Annotated in this window: 16 protein-coding genes; 10 read left to right on the top strand and 6 right to left on the bottom strand. The window is 70.8% G+C overall.

Annotated features, from left to right (window positions below):
• Positions 1-71: 71 nt before the first annotated feature.
• On the bottom strand, positions 72-893 hold the full coding sequence (locus tag AB0M82_RS25920; protein WP_364726746.1) for an ABC transporter ATP-binding protein: 822 nt from the start codon (positions 891-893) through the stop codon (positions 72-74).
• Positions 894-1,219: 326 nt separating this feature from the next.
• Between AB0M82_RS25920 and AB0M82_RS25915 the strand changes: the two genes are divergently transcribed.
• Together AB0M82_RS25915 and AB0M82_RS25910 are read left to right on the top strand one after the other, a co-directional pair.
• The gene (locus AB0M82_RS25915; RefSeq protein ID WP_364726743.1) at positions 1,220-1,765 is read left to right on the top strand and encodes a cysteine dioxygenase family protein; all 546 of its coding nucleotides are present in this window, start codon (positions 1,220-1,222) and stop codon (positions 1,763-1,765) included.
• The gene (locus AB0M82_RS25910) at positions 1,762-2,157 is read left to right on the top strand and encodes a rhodanese-like domain-containing protein (protein WP_364726741.1); all 396 of its coding nucleotides are present in this window, start codon (positions 1,762-1,764) and stop codon (positions 2,155-2,157) included. The genes AB0M82_RS25915 and AB0M82_RS25910 overlap by 4 nt, the downstream gene beginning before the upstream one ends.
• Before the next feature lie 320 nt (positions 2,158-2,477).
• Here the strand turns inward: AB0M82_RS25910 and AB0M82_RS25905 are convergent, their stop codons facing one another.
• Both AB0M82_RS25905 and glgP read right to left on the bottom strand, forming a co-directional pair.
• Positions 2,478-3,464: an LLM class F420-dependent oxidoreductase gene (locus AB0M82_RS25905; protein WP_364726738.1), complete on the bottom strand. Its 987-nt coding sequence runs from the start codon at positions 3,462-3,464 to the stop codon at positions 2,478-2,480.
• A 61-nt stretch (positions 3,465-3,525) separates the two neighbouring features.
• Positions 3,526-6,054 (bottom strand): alpha-glucan family phosphorylase, encoded by a 2,529-nt coding sequence (gene glgP, locus AB0M82_RS25900; RefSeq protein ID WP_364726735.1) that lies wholly within the window; start codon positions 6,052-6,054, stop codon positions 3,526-3,528.
• A gap of 157 nt (positions 6,055-6,211) precedes the next feature.
• Between glgP and AB0M82_RS25895 the strand changes: the two genes are divergently transcribed.
• Positions 6,212-7,645, top strand: coding sequence for a neutral zinc metallopeptidase (locus AB0M82_RS25895; RefSeq protein ID WP_364726732.1), 1,434 nt, complete (start codon positions 6,212-6,214; stop codon positions 7,643-7,645).
• Between the two features lie 58 nt (positions 7,646-7,703).
• On the opposite strand, the gene AB0M82_RS25890 is transcribed toward AB0M82_RS25895, so the two are convergent.
• Positions 7,704-8,678, bottom strand: coding sequence for a tetratricopeptide repeat protein (locus AB0M82_RS25890; protein ID WP_364726729.1), 975 nt, complete (start codon positions 8,676-8,678; stop codon positions 7,704-7,706).
• A gap of 106 nt (positions 8,679-8,784) precedes the next feature.
• Between AB0M82_RS25890 and AB0M82_RS25885 the strand changes: the two genes are divergently transcribed.
• A complete protein-coding gene (locus AB0M82_RS25885) occupies positions 8,785-9,192 on the top strand; it encodes a hypothetical protein (RefSeq protein ID WP_364726818.1) in 408 nt (135 codons plus the stop codon).
• A 4-nt stretch (positions 9,193-9,196) separates the two neighbouring features.
• Here AB0M82_RS25885 and AB0M82_RS25880 read toward each other — a convergent pair whose 3' ends face one another.
• Positions 9,197-9,499 carry a thiamine-binding protein gene (locus AB0M82_RS25880; RefSeq protein ID WP_364726726.1) on the bottom strand — a complete coding sequence of 101 codons (303 nt, stop codon included), beginning with the start codon at positions 9,497-9,499 and terminating at the stop codon, positions 9,197-9,199.
• Positions 9,500-9,577: 78 nt separating this feature from the next.
• Between AB0M82_RS25880 and AB0M82_RS25875 the strand changes: the two genes are divergently transcribed.
• A complete protein-coding gene (locus AB0M82_RS25875) occupies positions 9,578-10,078 on the top strand; it encodes a MarR family transcriptional regulator (RefSeq protein WP_364726723.1) in 501 nt (166 codons plus the stop codon).
• Positions 10,079-10,138: 60 nt separating this feature from the next.
• Here the strand turns inward: AB0M82_RS25875 and AB0M82_RS25870 are convergent, their stop codons facing one another.
• Positions 10,139-10,510: a DUF3817 domain-containing protein gene (locus AB0M82_RS25870; RefSeq protein ID WP_364726720.1), complete on the bottom strand. Its 372-nt coding sequence runs from the start codon at positions 10,508-10,510 to the stop codon at positions 10,139-10,141.
• 479 nt (positions 10,511-10,989) lie between these two features.
• Between AB0M82_RS25870 and AB0M82_RS25865 the strand changes: the two genes are divergently transcribed.
• The 5 genes from AB0M82_RS25865 to AB0M82_RS25845 are packed head-to-tail and all read left to right on the top strand — an operon-like array spanning position 10,990 to position 15,857.
• Entirely contained in the window at positions 10,990-11,973 is a 984-nt protein-coding gene (locus tag AB0M82_RS25865) for a LacI family DNA-binding transcriptional regulator (protein WP_364726717.1), read from the top strand.
• On the top strand, positions 11,970-13,013 hold the full coding sequence (locus AB0M82_RS25860) for a class I mannose-6-phosphate isomerase (protein ID WP_364726714.1): 1,044 nt from the start codon (positions 11,970-11,972) through the stop codon (positions 13,011-13,013). The genes AB0M82_RS25865 and AB0M82_RS25860 overlap by 4 nt, the downstream gene beginning before the upstream one ends.
• A complete protein-coding gene (locus AB0M82_RS25855) occupies positions 13,010-13,774 on the top strand; it encodes an ATP-binding cassette domain-containing protein (protein WP_364726711.1) in 765 nt (254 codons plus the stop codon). Before AB0M82_RS25860 ends, AB0M82_RS25855 begins: the two co-directional genes overlap by 4 nt.
• Positions 13,771-14,820, top strand: coding sequence for an ABC transporter permease (locus AB0M82_RS25850; RefSeq protein ID WP_364726708.1), 1,050 nt, complete (start codon positions 13,771-13,773; stop codon positions 14,818-14,820). Before AB0M82_RS25855 ends, AB0M82_RS25850 begins: the two co-directional genes overlap by 4 nt.
• Before the next feature lie 41 nt (positions 14,821-14,861).
• Positions 14,862-15,857, top strand: a complete 996-nt coding sequence (locus AB0M82_RS25845; protein ID WP_364726705.1) for an ABC transporter substrate-binding protein — start codon at positions 14,862-14,864, stop codon at positions 15,855-15,857.
• The last annotated feature ends 12 nt before the right edge of the window (positions 15,858-15,869 follow it).

Genomic DNA, 15,869 nt, shown 5'->3' with positions numbered 1-15,869 from the left:
CGCCTTCGCCTCGAACCACTCTCCACTGGTGAGAGGCCATGCAGCGGAGCCTACCGGCCGGTAGAGACAGCCTAGCGACGGCGGGCGAAGAAGCGATCGCCGGAGCGCTCCAGGACAAGGTCCTGGTCGAACGTCTTCGACAGGTTTTCGCTGGTGATGACGTCGTCGACGAGGCCGGAGACCACCGCGCGGCCATCGCGCAGCAGCAGCGCGTGGGTGAACCCCGGCGGGATCTCCTCGACGTGGTGGGTGACCAGCACGAGCGCCGGCGCGTCCGGGTCGAGCGCCAGCTCCGACAGCCGCGCGACGAGGTCCTCGCGGCCGCCGAGGTCCAGGCCCGCGGCCGGCTCGTCGAGCAGCAGCATCTCCGGGTCGGTCATCAGCGACCGCGCAATCAGCGCGCGCTTGCGCTCTCCCTCGGACAGGGTGCCGAAGGTGCGCTCGGCCAGCTGCCCGATGCCCATCGCTTCGAGCAGCTCGGTCGCGCGGGCGGTGTCGAGGGTGTCGTACTCCTCACGCCAGCGGCCGAGCACCGCGTACCCGGCGCTGACCACGACGTCCTTGACCAGCTCGTCGCCCGGCACGCGCTGGGCGATCGCGGCGGAGGTGAACCCGATGCGTGGCCGCAGGTCGAAGATGTTGACCCGGCCGATCCGCTCCCCGAGCAGGTCGACTTCGCCGGTGGTCGGGTGCAGTTCGGCCGCGGCGAGACGCAGCAGGGTGGTCTTGCCCGCGCCGTTCGGGCCGAGCACCACCCAGCGCTCGTCCAGTTCCACGGTCCAGTCGAGGCCGGCGAGGAGGTCGTTGGTCCCCCGGCGGACGCCGACACCGGCCATCCGGACCACGAGGTCGTCAAGTTCGCTGGGCTGGATCGGCTCGCTCACGAGGCCCATTCTGTCTGCCGTCGCGCGCGCGTGCGCACCCGCCCGGGTGAGACGGCGAACGGGCAGGTCGGAGCGCGTCCACGACGTGGAACACCGCAGTCCGGAAGTGCCGGGAGCGACGCGCCTGTGGCAGGATCGCGGGTATGTCAGCCGACGCGCCCGTGACCCCGGTGACCCGGGGCTCGTTCTGGCGCCGTCGTGCGATCGACCTGCTCCTCGTCGCTTCGGCCGGGTGTACGCGGGCGCGTCTCCGCTGATCCTTCGCGCCGATGTGCGAAGCGGTGCCGCGCTGCCCCCGCGTCCCGATTCACCTTCGCGTCCGAGGAGCACCCGCGTTGACCACGTCCCTTGTCCGTCCGCCCGTCGAGATCCACCCGCAGCTGACCGACCCGCTGCTGCCCGAGCTGCTGCACCCCTCGCGGCTGCTCTGGACGCCGCGTGAGCTGGCCGACCTCACCGCCACCGTCACCACCGAGCTGACCGCGAGCCTGCGGGAGGTCCTGCGGTTCGACGAGGACCGCCGCTGGTGGGCCCGGCTGGCCCTGACCGATGGCGTCGAGCTGTGGCTGCTGTCGTGGCTGCCCGGCCAGCACACGAAGCCGCACGACCATGGCGGCGCGTCCGGCTCCTTCACCGTCCTACAGGGCGAGCTCGGCGAGGAGTACCGCTATCCCGGCGGCCCGATCCGCCGCCGCACGCACGTCGCCGGCGAGGGGCTCGGCTTCGGCGCCGGCCGCGCCCACCAGGTCACCGGCCTCGGCGACCAGCCCGCGGCGAGCGTCCACGCTTACTCGCCGCCGCTGGTGGCGACGCGGGAGTACACCTCGCTCACCGAGGTTCCGGCGGAAATCCCGCCGGTGCCCGCTATCGTCCGGTCATGAGCGCCGTCGACGCACTGCTGGCGAAGGCCCGGTCCGGACTGGACCGGGCCGGCCCGGCGCGTGCCCGCGAGCTGCAGGACGCGGGGGCGCTGATCGTCGACATCCGGCCGCACGCGAACCGGGCGGCCGAGGGCGAGATCCCGGGCTCGGTGGTGGTGGAACGCATCCACCTGGAGTGGCGGCTGGCGCCGGACAGTGAGTGGCGGCTGCCGTCGGTGACCGCGGACTCGACGGTGATCGTGGTGTGCAACGAGGGGTATTCGTCGAGCCTGGCGGCGGCGGACCTGCAGCGGCTGGGCCTGCCCGGGGCGACGGACCTCGAAGGCGGGTTCCGCGCCTGGGCGGCAGCCGGGTTGCCGGTCATCGAGGGCGGCAGCCCTGCGGTTCCCTAGCGCCTGAGTACATCCCCCACCGCTCCCAGGCAGGGTTCCGGCAAAGCCGCTTTCCGCCGCATCCGGGCGGCCTCACCACTCGGCTTGGTGTCGCGAATGACTCATTCGGGACCTGCGCGGTCCCCAATGAGTCATTCGCGACAAAGAGACCTCTCGCAGCCACCCTCGCCAAGAGACCTCGCCGGAAACTCCCCCACCGCTCCCAGGGGGGCGTCCCCACGTCCAGTCTATCGGCGGGGTGGGACAACCCCGGGAAAAACCGTCGGCCGGGGCCTGGTTGTCCACATCACGGCTCGGCTGTGGACAACCAGGCTCGAGCGTCAGGTCAGCGCCGGGGCGACCTGCTTCGCGAACAGGTCGATGCCGGAGCGGTCGTAAGCGGCTTCCGGGAAGTTGAAGATCGCGTACGACATGCCGAGCTCGCCCATCGCGGTCAGCCGTTCGGTGACCTGCTCGGGCGTGCCGACGGCCGGGCCGTTGGCGAAGTTGGCGTACGCCCGCTCCACTTCCTCGGCCGAGACGTACTTCGCGTAGTGCGCCTTGATCCAGGCCAGTTTGTCCTGGACGTCCTTTTCGGTCTCCCCGAGGACGATGTTGTGGTTGGCGGAGCGGACGATCGCGTCGAAGTCCGTGCCGACGTCCTTGCAGTGCGTGGCGAGGATCTCCGACTTCCGGACGAAGGTCTCGGGGTCGCCGAAGAAGTTCGTGTACTGGGCGTACTGCGCGGCGATCCGGAGCGTCTTCTTCTCACCGCCGCCCGCTATCCACAGCGGGATGCCGCCTTCCTGCGGCGGCAGCGGGCGCAGGATCGCGCCGTCGGTCCGGTAATATTTCCCGTCCAATGTGGACGTTCCGGTCGTCCAGAGGTCCCGCATGATGCGGACGCCTTCGTCGAGCCGGCCGAGCCGCTCGCCGGCGCCCGGGAAGCCGTAGCCGTAGGCCCGCCATTCGTGCTCGTACCAGCCGGCGCCGATGCCCATCTCGACGCGGCCACCGGAGATCGTGTCGGCGGTCGCGGCCACCTTCGCCAGGTAGGCCGGGTTGCGGTACCCCATGCAGGTGCACATCTGGCCGAGCCGCACGGTGTCCGTCGCGGCGGCGAACGCCGAGATCAGCGACCACGCCTCGTGCGTGGCCTCCTCGGTCGGCACCGGCACGGTGTGGAAGTGGTCGTAGACCCAGATCGATTCGAAGGGCCCCGCCTCCGCGTGCTTCGCCAGGCCGAGCATGGTCTTCCAGTGGTCCGCGGGGTCGATGCCGGCCAGGTCCAGCCGCCACCCCTGCGGAACGAAAATTCCGAAGCGCATGACAACAACTTAGCCGCGCTCAGCAGTCACCGCCGCGCTTTTCGGCTGGAGTTACTCCAGCTCAGGCCAGGACCACGCGCGCCAGCTCCGCCGGGGTCGCCAGCAGGCCGTGCCTCGGCAGCACCCGCACCGTGTAGCCGACCGCGCCCGGCCGGGGGAGCTTCAGCCGGGCCGCGAACGCGCCGATGCCGTCGGCCGTCATCGGGACCGTGACCGGGTCGCTCAGCTCGTCGTCGTCGCCCACCCGGCCGACCACCGCCTGGATGTCCACTTCGGACGGATCGAGGCCGGCCAGGTCGATGCGCGCCCGGATCGTCACCTCGGTGCCGACCACCAGTGGTTCGGTGGCCGCCACCAGCAGCTCCGAGTCGAAGATCCGCACCCGCGGCCACGACACCTCCAGCTTGGTGCGGTAGTCCGCCAGCGACAGCGCGCCCCGGTAGCCGTCGCCGGTCGCAGCCGTGACCGTCCGGGACGCCGGCAGGTAACCGTTGTCGACGTACTCGCGGACCATCCGCGACGCCTGCACCCGCGGGCCGAGCGTCTCCAGCGTGTGCCACACCATCGACAGCCAGCCGGTGGGCACGCCGCCGTCCGAGCGGTCGTAGAACAGCGGCGCGATCTGCTGGCCGAGCAGCTCGTACAGCGCCGCGGCCTCCAGGTCGTCGCGGCGCAGCGGGTCGGTGACGCCGTCCGCGGTCGGGATCGCCCAGCCGTTGCTGCCGTCGTAGCACTCGTCCCACCAGCCGTCGCGGATGGAGAGGTTGAGGCCACCATTCAAAGCGGACTTCATCCCCGACGTCCCGCACGCTTCCAGCGGCCGCACCGGGTTGTTCAGCCACACGTCGCAGCCGCGGTAGAGGTACCGCGCCATCGACATGTCGTAGTCCGGCAGGAACACGATCCGGTGCCGGACGTCCGCGCCGTCGACGAACCGGACGATCTGCTGGATCAGCTGCTTGCCGTTCTCGTCGGCCGGGTGCGACTTCCCGGCGACGACGACCTGGATCGGCCGGTCTTCGTGCAGCAGCAGCGTGCGCAGGCGGTCCGGGTCGCGCAGCATCAGCGTCAGCCGCTTGTACGTCGGGACGCGGCGGGCGAACCCGACGGTCAGCACGTCCGGGTCGAAGACCGAGTCCACCCAGCCCAGTTCCAGCGGCGACGCGCCGCGCTGCAGCCACGCGGCCCGCACCCGGCGCCGCACCTCGGACACCAGCTTCTCGCGCAGCTCGCGCCGCAGCTCCCACAGCTGCGCGTCGGAAACGCCGTCGCGCAGCGGCCCCTCGCCGGTGTCGAGGCCCCACTCGCGGCCGAGCAGCGTGCTCAGCTCGCGCGCCACCCACGTCGGCCCGTGCACGCCGTTCGTCACCGACGAGATCGGCACCTCGTCGTGGTCGAAACCGGGCCACAGCCGGGAGAACATCTTCCGCGTGACGCGTCCGTGCAGCTGGGAGACGCCGTTCGCGCGCTGCGCCAGCCGCAGGCCCATGTGCGCCATGTTGAACAGGCCGGGGTTGTCCTCGGCGCCGAGCGCGAGCACGCGGCGGGGGTCGATGTCCGGCACCAGCCTGCCGTCGGCGAAGTAGCGCTGCACCAGGTCCACCGGGAACCGGTCGATGCCCGCGCTGACCGGGGTGTGCGTGGTGAACAGCGTCCCGGCCCGGACCGCGGGCATGGCTTCGTCGAACGCGAGGCCGTCGGCCTGGACGATCTCGCGGGCCCGCTCCAGCCCGAGGAACCCCGCGTGTCCTTCGTTCGTGTGGAACACCATCGGCTGCGGGTGGCCGGTCAGCTCGCAGTACTTCCGGACGGCGCGGAACCCGCCGATGCCGGCCAGGATCTCCTGCCGCAGCCGGTGGTCGGCGTCGCCGCCGTACAGCCGGTCGGTGACGCCGCGCAGGTCTTCGTCGTTGGCCTCGGTGTCGGTGTCGAGCAGCAGCAGCGGCACCCGGCCGACGCGGGCCTGCCAGATCTGCGCGCACAGCTCGCGCCCGCCCGGCATCGCGACGCCGATCAGCACCGGCCTCCCGCCGGCGGTCAGCAGCTCCAGGGGAAACGCGTTCGGGTCGATCACCGGGTAGTGCTCGACCTGCCAGCCGTCCAGCGACAGCGACTGCCGGAAGTAGCCGTTGCGGTAGAGCAGGCCGACGCCGACCATCGGCACGCCCAGGTCGGACGCGGCCTTGAGGTGGTCGCCGGCGAGCACGCCGAGTCCGCCGGAGTAGTTCGGCAGCGCCTCGGTGACGCCGAACTCCATCGAGAAGTAGGCGACCGCGGGCGGCAGATCGGGATCTTCGCGCCGCTGGTACCAGCGCGGCTCGGACAGGTACTTCTCGAGGTCTTCGGCCGCGGCGCGGGCGCGCGCGAGGAAGTCGTCGTCGACGGCGAGCTCGTCGAGCCGGGCCGGCGGCAGCGCGGTGAGCATCCGCAGCGGGTCGCGCACGGCGTTGAACAGCTCGGCGTCCATCGACGCGAACAGGTCGCGCGTCGGCGGGTGCCACGTCCAGCGCAGGTTGGTGGCCAGCGCGCCCAGGCCGGACAGGGACTCCGGGAGGCTGGCGCGGACGGTGAACCGGCGGACTGCACGCATGGGAAGCGACGATATCGGGCCGCGGCCCGCTCTGCGCAGGTCGGGCCGCGGCCCGGCCTGCGCCGGGAGTAGTTCGGGGATAACGTGCACGCTCCGTGAATGCCCTGGGTATGGTCCCTGCCGTCGGGTACGGGTGGGCATGAGAGCGAGTGAACAGATGATCCCAGGGGGAGGACGGCGCGCGCTGGTCGCGTTGCTCGCCGTCGCGGCCGTGGCCGTGAGCGGCTGCAGCGGCAAGAGCGGCGGCGGCAGCGGACCGGTCCAGGACACCGGCGCCGGGTCGGTCTCCGGGCTGCCGGTGACGCACTTCGAGAGCGGCCTCAAGCCGGACGCGCCGACGCCGGGCCTCGACGTCCGCAACGCCGACGGCGGTGAGGACGACAAGCTCGCCACCGCCGCGATCGACGACGTCCAGACGTACTGGGGTGAGCGGCTGCGGGCGGACTTCGGGCAGCAGTTCGAGCCGGTGAAGTCGCTGCTGTCCTACGACGCGCAGACCGACACCGAGAAGACCGGCTGCGGCAGCGTGAAGAAGCTCGTGAACGCGTTCTACTGCCCGGTCGACGACTCGGTGGCGTGGGACCGCGGCGTGCTGCTGCCGATGCTCCGCAAGCGGTTCGGGCCGATGTCGGTCGTCGTCGTGCTGGCGCACGAGTTCGGCCACGCCGTCCAGTACCGGCTCGGCGACAAGGCCGGGATCACCAAGAGCACCCCGACCGTGGTCAAGGAGCAGCAGGCCGACTGCTTCGCCGGCGGCTACTTCCGCTGGGTCGCCGAGGACAAGAGCAAGTACTACCGGGTGTCGACGTCCGAAGGCCTGAACCAGGTGATGGCGGCGATGTTCCTGATCCGCGACCAGGCGGGCACCAGCGCCGCCGACAAGGGCGCGCACGGCACGGCGTTCGACCGCACCTACGCGTTCCAGGCCGGGTTCGAAAAGGGCCCGAAGGAGTGCGCGGCGATGAACACCGAGAACGTCAAGGCCCGGATCACGGAGCGCCCGTTCGACAGGGGTGACAAGGGCAAGGGCGACACGAAGTTCAACCAGCAGACCGTCGACCTGCTGAAGAAGAGCCTCGACGAGGCCTTCAAGGGCGCCAGGGTGGCCGCGCCGGCGATCACCGACGGCGGCAGCTGCCAGACCACGCCGCCGGCGTCGTACTGCCCGGACGACAACACGGTGAGCATCGACCTCGCCAAGCTGACCCAGCTGGCCCAGCCGATGGACCGCGACGCCGAGATGAAGGGCGAGGACCCGGGCGGCATGGGTGACTTCGCGGCGTTCTCGGAGGTCGCTTCGCGGTATGCGCTGGCCATCCAGAAGGGCGTCGGCGCGTCGATCGACAACGCCAACGCGGGCCTGCGCACGGCCTGCCTGGTGGGTGCGTGGGCGGCGTTCACGAACCGCCCGGGCGACCTGCGGCTGTCGGCGGGCGACCTCGACGAGGCGATCGCGGACCTGCTGCTGCCGGAGAGCCTCGTGTCGGCGGACGTCACCGGGAAACGCCCGGACAGCGGTTTCGACCGGGTCGAGGCGCTGCGGAAGGGCTACCTGGAAGGTTCGTCGGTCTGCTCGAAGCAGTACGCCTGACCTGGAAAAAAGGCCCTCATCCGAGTCGCTCGGGTGAGGGCCTTTCCGGTGTCCGGGATCAGAACAGGGCGCTCGCCAGGTCGCGGCGGGCCTTCATCACGCGCTCGTCGGCCGGGTCGAAGAGGTCGAACAGCGCGACCAGGTGCTCGCGGACCTTGTTGCGGTCCTCGCCCGCGGTGCGGCGGACCGTGTCGATCAGGCGCTTGAAGCCCGCCTCCACGTCGTTGTCCGCGATCTCGAGGTCGGCCGCGTCGAGCTGGGCCGCCAGGTCGGACGGGTCGGCGTCGGCCTTGGCGCGGGCCTCGGGGTCCGCGCTCTCCGCGCGGGCGGTGAACTTGACCTGGGCCAGCGCGTTCTTCGCCAGCTCGTTGGCCGGTTCGACGTCGAGGATGCGCTCGTACGCGGCCTGCGCGGCGGCGAAGTCGCCCCGCTCGAAGGCCTCTTCCGCCTCGGTGAAGCGCGGGTCTTCGGGCTCCTCGACCGGGTCGCCGCCGTTCGCCTCCGCCTCGCGGATCGACGGGAGCTTGTCGCGCAGGGCGTCGAGCAGCGCGTTGATCCACTTGCGGATCTCGGGCTCGGGCAGGGCGCCGGAGAACGCGTCGACCGGCTGGCCGCCGCCGATGGCGACGATCGTCGGGATGGACTGGGCGCCGAACAGCTGCGCGATGCGCGGGTTGGCGTCGACGTCGACCTTCGCGACGACCCACGCGCCCCCCGACTCGGCGGCCATCCGCTCCAGCACCGGGGACAGCTGCTTGCACGGGCCGCACCACTCGGCCCAGAGGTCGACGATCACCAGCTGGCGCAGGGACCGTTCGACGACCTCGGTCTGGAAGGTGGCCTCGGTGACGTCGATCACGGCCCCGGCCGAGGCGGGCGGGGGCGGTCCGTCGTCACCGGCCGGGCCGGCGGGCGGGGCCGGCTGCTTGCGCGCCGCTTCGGCGCGGGCCTTGAGCGCGGACAGGTCGACCGCGCCGGACAGGGCGGCGGACAGGGCCGCTGACTTCGCTGCAGATCCGCGTGGTTGGGTCACGGGTTCCATCCTGGCACGCGCGCCGGAGGAGTTTCACGGGGTGCCCGGCCGATCCGCTTGGCAGTCCGCTTGGCATGACACCGCCGCGTGGGGCAGGCTCGGCCGGGTGCACATCCGGCGTGACGTGAAGGTCGCTCTGTCGATCGCGGCCGCCGTCGGCTGGATCGGCGCGGTGACGCTGCTCATCGTGCACGAACCGGACCCGGGCGCGGCCTCGCCGGCCGAACTGCGCGACCGGCTCGCCGCGGCCCTCGGCGGCCACGATCCGGACGCGCTGAGCGACCTCGTCGACTACCCCGGCTCGGGCGGCGACGACTTCGCCAAGGACTACGTGGCGGTGCTCGCCGGCCGCGGCGTCCACGACGTGCGCGTCGAGCTGGGCCCGGACGCGGCCGCGCCGACCCGCGCGACGGTCGCGGGCGCCCTCGGCGACGGCAAGCCGTTCAGCTACCCGCTGACGGTGACGACCGAAGACGGCCGCTGGACGATCGCCTTCACCCCGCCGCTGCCGTAGCCGGTCAGGAGTCGCGGAGGTGGGCTTCGATCCGGTCCACCTTCGCTTCGAGCTGGTCGGAGAAACCGGGGCGGATGTCGGCCTTCAGGACCAAGCCGACCCGGGCCGAGCCCTCCCCCGCCGCCTCGACCGCGCGCTTGACGACGTCCATCACTTCGTCCCACTCGCCCTCGATGTTCGTGAACATCGCGTTGGTCGAATTGGGCAGCCCGGACTCGCGGACCACCTTCACCGCGCGGGCCACGGCTTCGCTCACCCCGCCGTCGGGCTCCCCGCCGGACGGGCTGACGCTGAACGCGACGATCATGCTCGGAAGTCCCTTCTTTGGTGTTCTTTCCGCCGGTCGAGCGACACCCGCCGGTACCCGCTGGTAACTTCGCGTGTCATGAACCGTCCGCTGCCGTTCGACCCGATCGCCCGCGCGGCCCAGCTCTGGGAGGCCCGGATCGGGCCCGCCGGCACCATGGCCGCGGTGACCGGGGTGATGCGGGTCCAGCAGATCATCCAGTCCGCGGTGGACGGCGCACTCAAGCCGCACGGCCTGACCTTCGCCCGGTACGAAGCGCTGGTGCTGCTCACCTTCGCCCGCAGCGCCAGCCTGCCGATGCGGGTGATGGGCGAGCGGCTCCAGCTGCACCCCACCAGTGTCACCAACATAGTCGACCGCCTGGAGCGCGACGGGCTCGTGAAGCGCGTCCCGCACCCGACGGACCGGCGCACGACGCTCGTGGAGATCACCGACGAGGGCCGGACGCGCCGCGAGGCCGCCACCGAAGCCGTCACCGCGATCGACTTCGGCCTGTCCGGCCTCACCGACCGGCAGACCGAGCAGCTGACCGACCTGCTGACGAAGGTGCGCCGCGCGGCCGGGGACTTCACGGAGTAAACACGCGGACACGAGAAAAGGCCCGCGCGGATCGCGCGGGCCTTTTCTCACGAGCTGGGATCAGACGGCCACGGTCTCCCGGGTCTGCGCCTGGAACAGGCCGACACCGCCGTGGGACAGCCGCTGCGGGCCGTCGAGCTTGCCGTTGCGCAGCGCCCACTTCTCGAACAGCCACGTGAACAGCGGCGGGATGCTCGCGAGCAGGGCCAGGACCAGCGTCTTCGGGCGCCAGCCGAGCGGCTTCGCCACGGACAGGGAGATGACCACGTAGAGGACGAAGATCACGCCGTGCACCATGCCGAGGACGGGCACGCCGCCCTCGCCGGAAGAGTGGACGACGTACTTGAGGAACATCCCGACCAGCAGCCCGGCCCAGGACAGGGCTTCGGCTACTGCGGCCACGCGGAACACTAGAGCGGCCTTGCTGGACACTTCTTCCTCCTGTGGGGTCTCACCACGTTTTGGTCCTGACATCACTGCGTTGACACAAAAAATGCCGCCCGACAACCGTCCAAGGCAGACTCGCCGAGAACGTCAACAGCTCTGTCGGACGTGCTGATGCCAGTGTGAGGCGTGACGGCGCTCACCGGAACACCGGGGCCCGTGACGATGCTCACGACCGCGGTCCACTGTGGTCCAGACCACGGTCGTGAGCATCCGTCGCCTTGCCGCCGCAGAACGCCTGCGACTCGGGAAAGGCCGTGAATGTCGCATTGAGGGACTTGAAGTCTCTCAATGCGACATTCACGGCCTTGACCTACGCGCCGCCGGGAGCCGAATCGGCACAATCCACGCACGAGGCGTTGACAAGGTGCCGGCCGGGGAGTTCAATCCCCGTCACTATGACAACGTTGTCTCCTCTCGGCCGGGACTCCGGCGGTGCCGCGCGCGCCGCGAGCAGACGGGCCACGATGAGCGACGTGGCCCGGCTGGCGGGCGTGAGCATCAAGACCGTCTCACGCGTGGTCAACGACGAACCGGCGGTGCACCCGGACACCGCCGAGCGGGTCATGGCGGCCATCGAGCAGCTGGGGTTCCGGCGCAACCTCGGGGCGCGCAACCTGCGCCGCGGGTCGACGACCGGAACCATCGGGCTGATCGTCGAAGACGTCGGGAACCCCTTCTACTCCGAGCTGAACCGCGCGGTGGAGCGCATCGCGACGTCGTTCGGGCGCCAGGTGCTCACCGGTTCGTCCGAGGAGAACTCCGACCGCGAGCGCGAGCTCGTGCTGGAGTTCTGCGCGCGGCGGGTGGACGGCATCCTCGTCGTCCCGGCGGGGCTCCAGCACGGCTACCTGGTGCCGGAGATGCGCGCCGGCACGCCGGTGGTGTTCATCGACCGCCCGGCCGGCGACATCGTGGCCGACACCGTGCTGGTGGACAACCTCGGCGGCACCGTCGAAGCCGTCACCCACCTGGCGAAACACGGCCACCGGCGGATCGCGTTCCTCGGCGACAGCCCGGACATCTTCACCGCGGCCGAGCGCCTGCGCGGGTTCCGCGAAGGCTGCGTGCGCAACGGGATCTCCTACCACGAGTCCCTGGTCTCCATGCGAACGCCGACGCAGGAGTACATCGGCGACGCCGTGGCGCGCCTGCTGCGCGGCCCGGACGCGGCCACCGCGGTGATCGCCGGCAACAACCGGATCGCCGTGCACGTGCTGCGCGCGCTCGCCCACGTCGAGCGCCGCCCGGCGCTCGTCGGCTTCGACGACTTCGAGCTGGCGGACCTGCTGAACCCGCCGGTCACCGTGGTCGCGCACGACGTGAGCGCACTGGGCCACGCCGCGGCCGAGCTGCTTTTCGCCCGCGTCCAAGGAGATCAGTCCCCGCCCAGAAAGGTGGTCCTGCCTGTGCGTCTCGTCGTCCGTGGCTCCGGTGAGGCCGCCCCGTGACCCTCGAACCGATCCGGCTTCCGGCCAACCAGCCGCCGCAGTTCTACCGCGGGGGCGACGCCATCGCGGCGCTGCGCGGGGCATCTCGAAACGCCCCGGAGAGGTTCGGCCCGGAGGACTGGGTCGCCTCGGCGACCACCCTGTTCGGCCAGGAGACCAACGGCCTGACCCGGCTCCCGGACGGCACCTGGCTGCGCGACGCCGTCCAGCGCGACGCCCCGGCGTGGCTCGGCGCCAAGCACGTCGAGGCGCTCGGGACGTCGACCGGGCTGCTGGTCAAGCTGCTCGACGCGGGTCAGCGGCTACCCGTGCACTTCCACCCCGGCGACGCGTTCGCGAAGCGGCACTTCGACTCGCACTTCGGCAAGACCGAGGCGTGGATCGTCGTCGGCACCTACGGCGACGACCCGCGCGTCCACCCCGGTTTCACGGAGACGCTGTCCAAGGCGACCGTGTCCGAGTGGACGCGCGAGCAGGACGTGCCTTCGATGCTGGGCGCGCTGAACAGTGTCCCGGTGACCGCGGGCGACACCGTCTACATCCCGGCCGGGCTGCCGCACGCGATCGGCGAGGGGGTGTTCGTCGTCGAGCTGCAGCAGCCGACGGACTTCTCGCTCACCATCGAGTGGCGCGACTTCCTCGCGTCGCCGGAAAAGGGCCACCTCGGCCTCGGCTTCGACACCGCGATCGAGGCACTCGACACCTCGGGCTGGGACGCCGAGCGCCTCGAGACGATCATCAAACGCACCGCGGGCGACAACGCGTCCACTGTGGACCTCCTGGCCGGCGGATCGGAGCGGTTCTTCCGGGCCGAACAGCTGCGCACCGACAAGCTGACAACGTTGTCACTCGATCCGTCGTTCGCGGTGCTGGTCGTTCTCGACGGTGAGGGGACGCTGCGCACCGAGCACGGCGGCGAACACGCGCTGACGAAGGGCGACACCTACGTGGTCCCGTTCGACGCGGGCCAGACCGAGCTGTCCGGCGCCGCGACGGTGATCCGCTGCCGGCCGCCGGCACCGGAAGAGAGGCACGGATGAGCGAAGTCCTGCTGGAAGCGGCCGACCTGACCAAGCACTACGGCTCGGTCGAAGCGCTGCGCGGCGCGTCGTTCCAGGCCCGCGCGGGCGAGGTGACGGCGCTGATCGGCGACAACGGCGCCGGCAAGTCCACTTTGGTCAAATGCCTCTCCGGCGCGGAGCAGCCGACGTCGGGGAAGATCCTCCTCGACGGCGCCGAGACGCACTTCGACTCGCCGACCACGGCGCGGCGCCTGGGCATCGAGACGGTGTACCAGGACCTCGCCGTCGCGCCCGAACTCGACCCGGCGGCGAACCTGTTCCTCGGCCGCGAGATCCACCGCAAGGGCATCCTCGGCAAGCTCGGCATGCTCGACAAGGCCGAGATGCGGCGGCGGGCCGTCGAAGAGTTCCAGCGCCTCGGTGTCACGCTGCAGAGCACCGACGTCCCGATCGGCTCATTGTCCGGCGGCCAGCGGCAGAGCGTCGCGGTGGCGCGCTCGGTCGTGTGGGCGTCCAAGGTCGTGTTCATGGACGAGCCGACCGCCGCGCTCGGCGTCGTGCAGCGCGAGCGGGTGCTCGACGTCATCAAGAAGGTGCGCGACAAAGGCATCGCCGTCGTCCTGATCAGCCACAACATGCCCGAGGTGCTCTCGGTCGCCGACCGCGTCGAGGTGCTGCGGCTCGGCAAGCGCGTCGCCCGGTTCACCGGGTCGGACACGAAACTCGAAGACCTCGTCGCCGCGATGACCGGCGCGCTCGTGCAGGAGGAGGTCGCGTGACCGTGTCGACACCCAGGAAAGAAATCCAGGAAGCGCCGGACGCCGGCTTCGGGAAGCGGCCACTCGGCAAACGCCTGGCCGGCGCCAACACGTTCTGGATCGCGCTGGTGCTGCTGGCGCTCATCGCCGTGTTCACCGCCATCGCCCCCGCCGAGTTCGCCACCCTGTTCACCTTCCAGACCCTGCTCATCGAGACGTCGGTGCTGCTGGTGCTGTCGGTCGGGATGACGTTCGTGATCATCACCTCCGGGATCGACCTGTCCGTCGGCTCGGTGCTGATCTTCGCCGGCATGGTCGCCGGCAAGGTGATGGAAGCGCTCTCCGGCGGCAACGCGTCGAACGCGGGCTGGGGCGTCATCACGGCCGGGCTGCTCGCGGCGGTCGTCGCCGGGACGGTGTGGGGCCTGGTCAACGGGTTCCTCATCGCGGTGGCGGGCATCCCGCCGCTGATCGTCACCCTCGGCACGATGGGCGCGGCACTCGGCTCGGCCTACCTGCTCAACAACGGGTCGGACGTGCGGAGCGTGCCGGTCGTGCTCAACCAGACCCTCGGCTACGGCACCTCGTTCGGCGTGGTGCCCAACCTGGTCATCGTCGCCGTGGTGATCACGTGCGTCGGCGCGTGGCTGCTGCACACGACGAAGTTCGGCCGCTACACCTTCGCGGTCGGCTCCAACGCCGAAGGCGCGCGACGCGCGGGCATCGGCGTCACCGCGCACCTGCTCAAGGTCTACACGCTGACCGGGTTCCTGGCCGGGATCGCCGGGTTCCTTTCCCTGGCGTACTACGCGTCGACCACGATTTCGGCGCACACCACCGACAACCTCAACGCCATCGCCGCGGTCGTGATGGGCGGGACGAGCCTCTTCGGCGGTGTCGGCTCGGTGCTGGGCACGGTGATCGGCGTGTTCATCCCGGCGGTGCTGAAGAAGGGCTTCAACATCACCCACGTCCAGGACTTCTGGCAGATGATCGCGGTGGGCGCGGTGCTCATCGCGGCCGTCTGGTTCGACCAGCGGCGCCGCCGTCGCCGCAACTCCCGCTGAGTCCCCGAGTACAAAACCGAGTACAAAGAGGTGCTTGTGTCATGAACCTTTCCAAGACTCTCGTGGCCGTCGGCGCGCTGGCCTCGGCCGCCGCGCTGCTCACCGCGTGCGGGTCCGGCACGGTCGGGCAGAGCGGGTCCGGTGAGTCCGCCCAGCCGTCCGGCGGCAAGAAGCTGGCGCTGATCCCGGGCGTGCAGGCCGAGCCGTTCTACATCTCGCTGCAGTGCGGCGCGCAGGCCGAAGCGAAGAAACTCGGCTACGAGCTGACCACGCAGGCGCCGCAGAAGTTCGACGCGGCGATGCAGACCCAGCTCGTCAACGCCCTCGGCTCGAACCCGCCGGCCGCGCTGCTCGTCGCCCCGACCGACGACACGGCGATGCTCGCGCCGATCCAGCAGGTCAAGGCGCGCGGCGCGAAGATCGTCGAGGTGGACACGTCGCTGAAGGACACGAGCGTCGCCGCGTCGTCCGTTTCCTCCGACAACGCCGAGGGCGGCAAGCTGGCCGCGCGGACGATGGCCAAGCTCGCGGCCGGCAAGAGCGGCTCGGTGCTGGTCCTCGACACGATCGCCGGGACCTCCACCACGGCGGCCCGTGCGAAGGGCTTCGAGGAAGAGCTGAAGAACACCCCGAACCTCAAGTCGATCGGCGTCCAGTTCACCCAGAACGAACCGGACCAGGCGGCGTCCAAGGTGACGGCGGCCCTGTCGTCGACCCCCGACCTCGTCGGCGTCTTCGCGACCAACCTCAACACGGGCGAAGGCGCGGCGACCGGCCTGCGCAACGCGGGCAAGGCCGGCGCGGTGAACCTGATCGGCTTCGACGCCAGCCCGTCCGAGGTCGAAGGCCTCAAGAACGGCCAGTACCAGGCCCTCATCGCCCAGGACCCGGCCGCCATCGGCACCCAGGGCGTCCAGCAGGCCGTGGCGGCCATCGAGGGCAAGCCGGTGACGCGGAACCTGACCGCGCAGCTGCACTCGATCACCAAGGCCGACATGGACGCCAACTCGCAGTACTTCTACAAGCAGAGCTGCTGACCCGGACGGGCG

The sequence above is a fragment of the Amycolatopsis sp. NPDC051128 genome, assembly GCF_040682715.1.
Lineage (GTDB): Bacteria > Actinomycetota > Actinomycetes > Mycobacteriales > Pseudonocardiaceae > Amycolatopsis.
The sequence above is the reverse complement of the archived record's forward strand: the minus strand, read 5'-3'. Positions and strand labels throughout refer to the sequence as shown.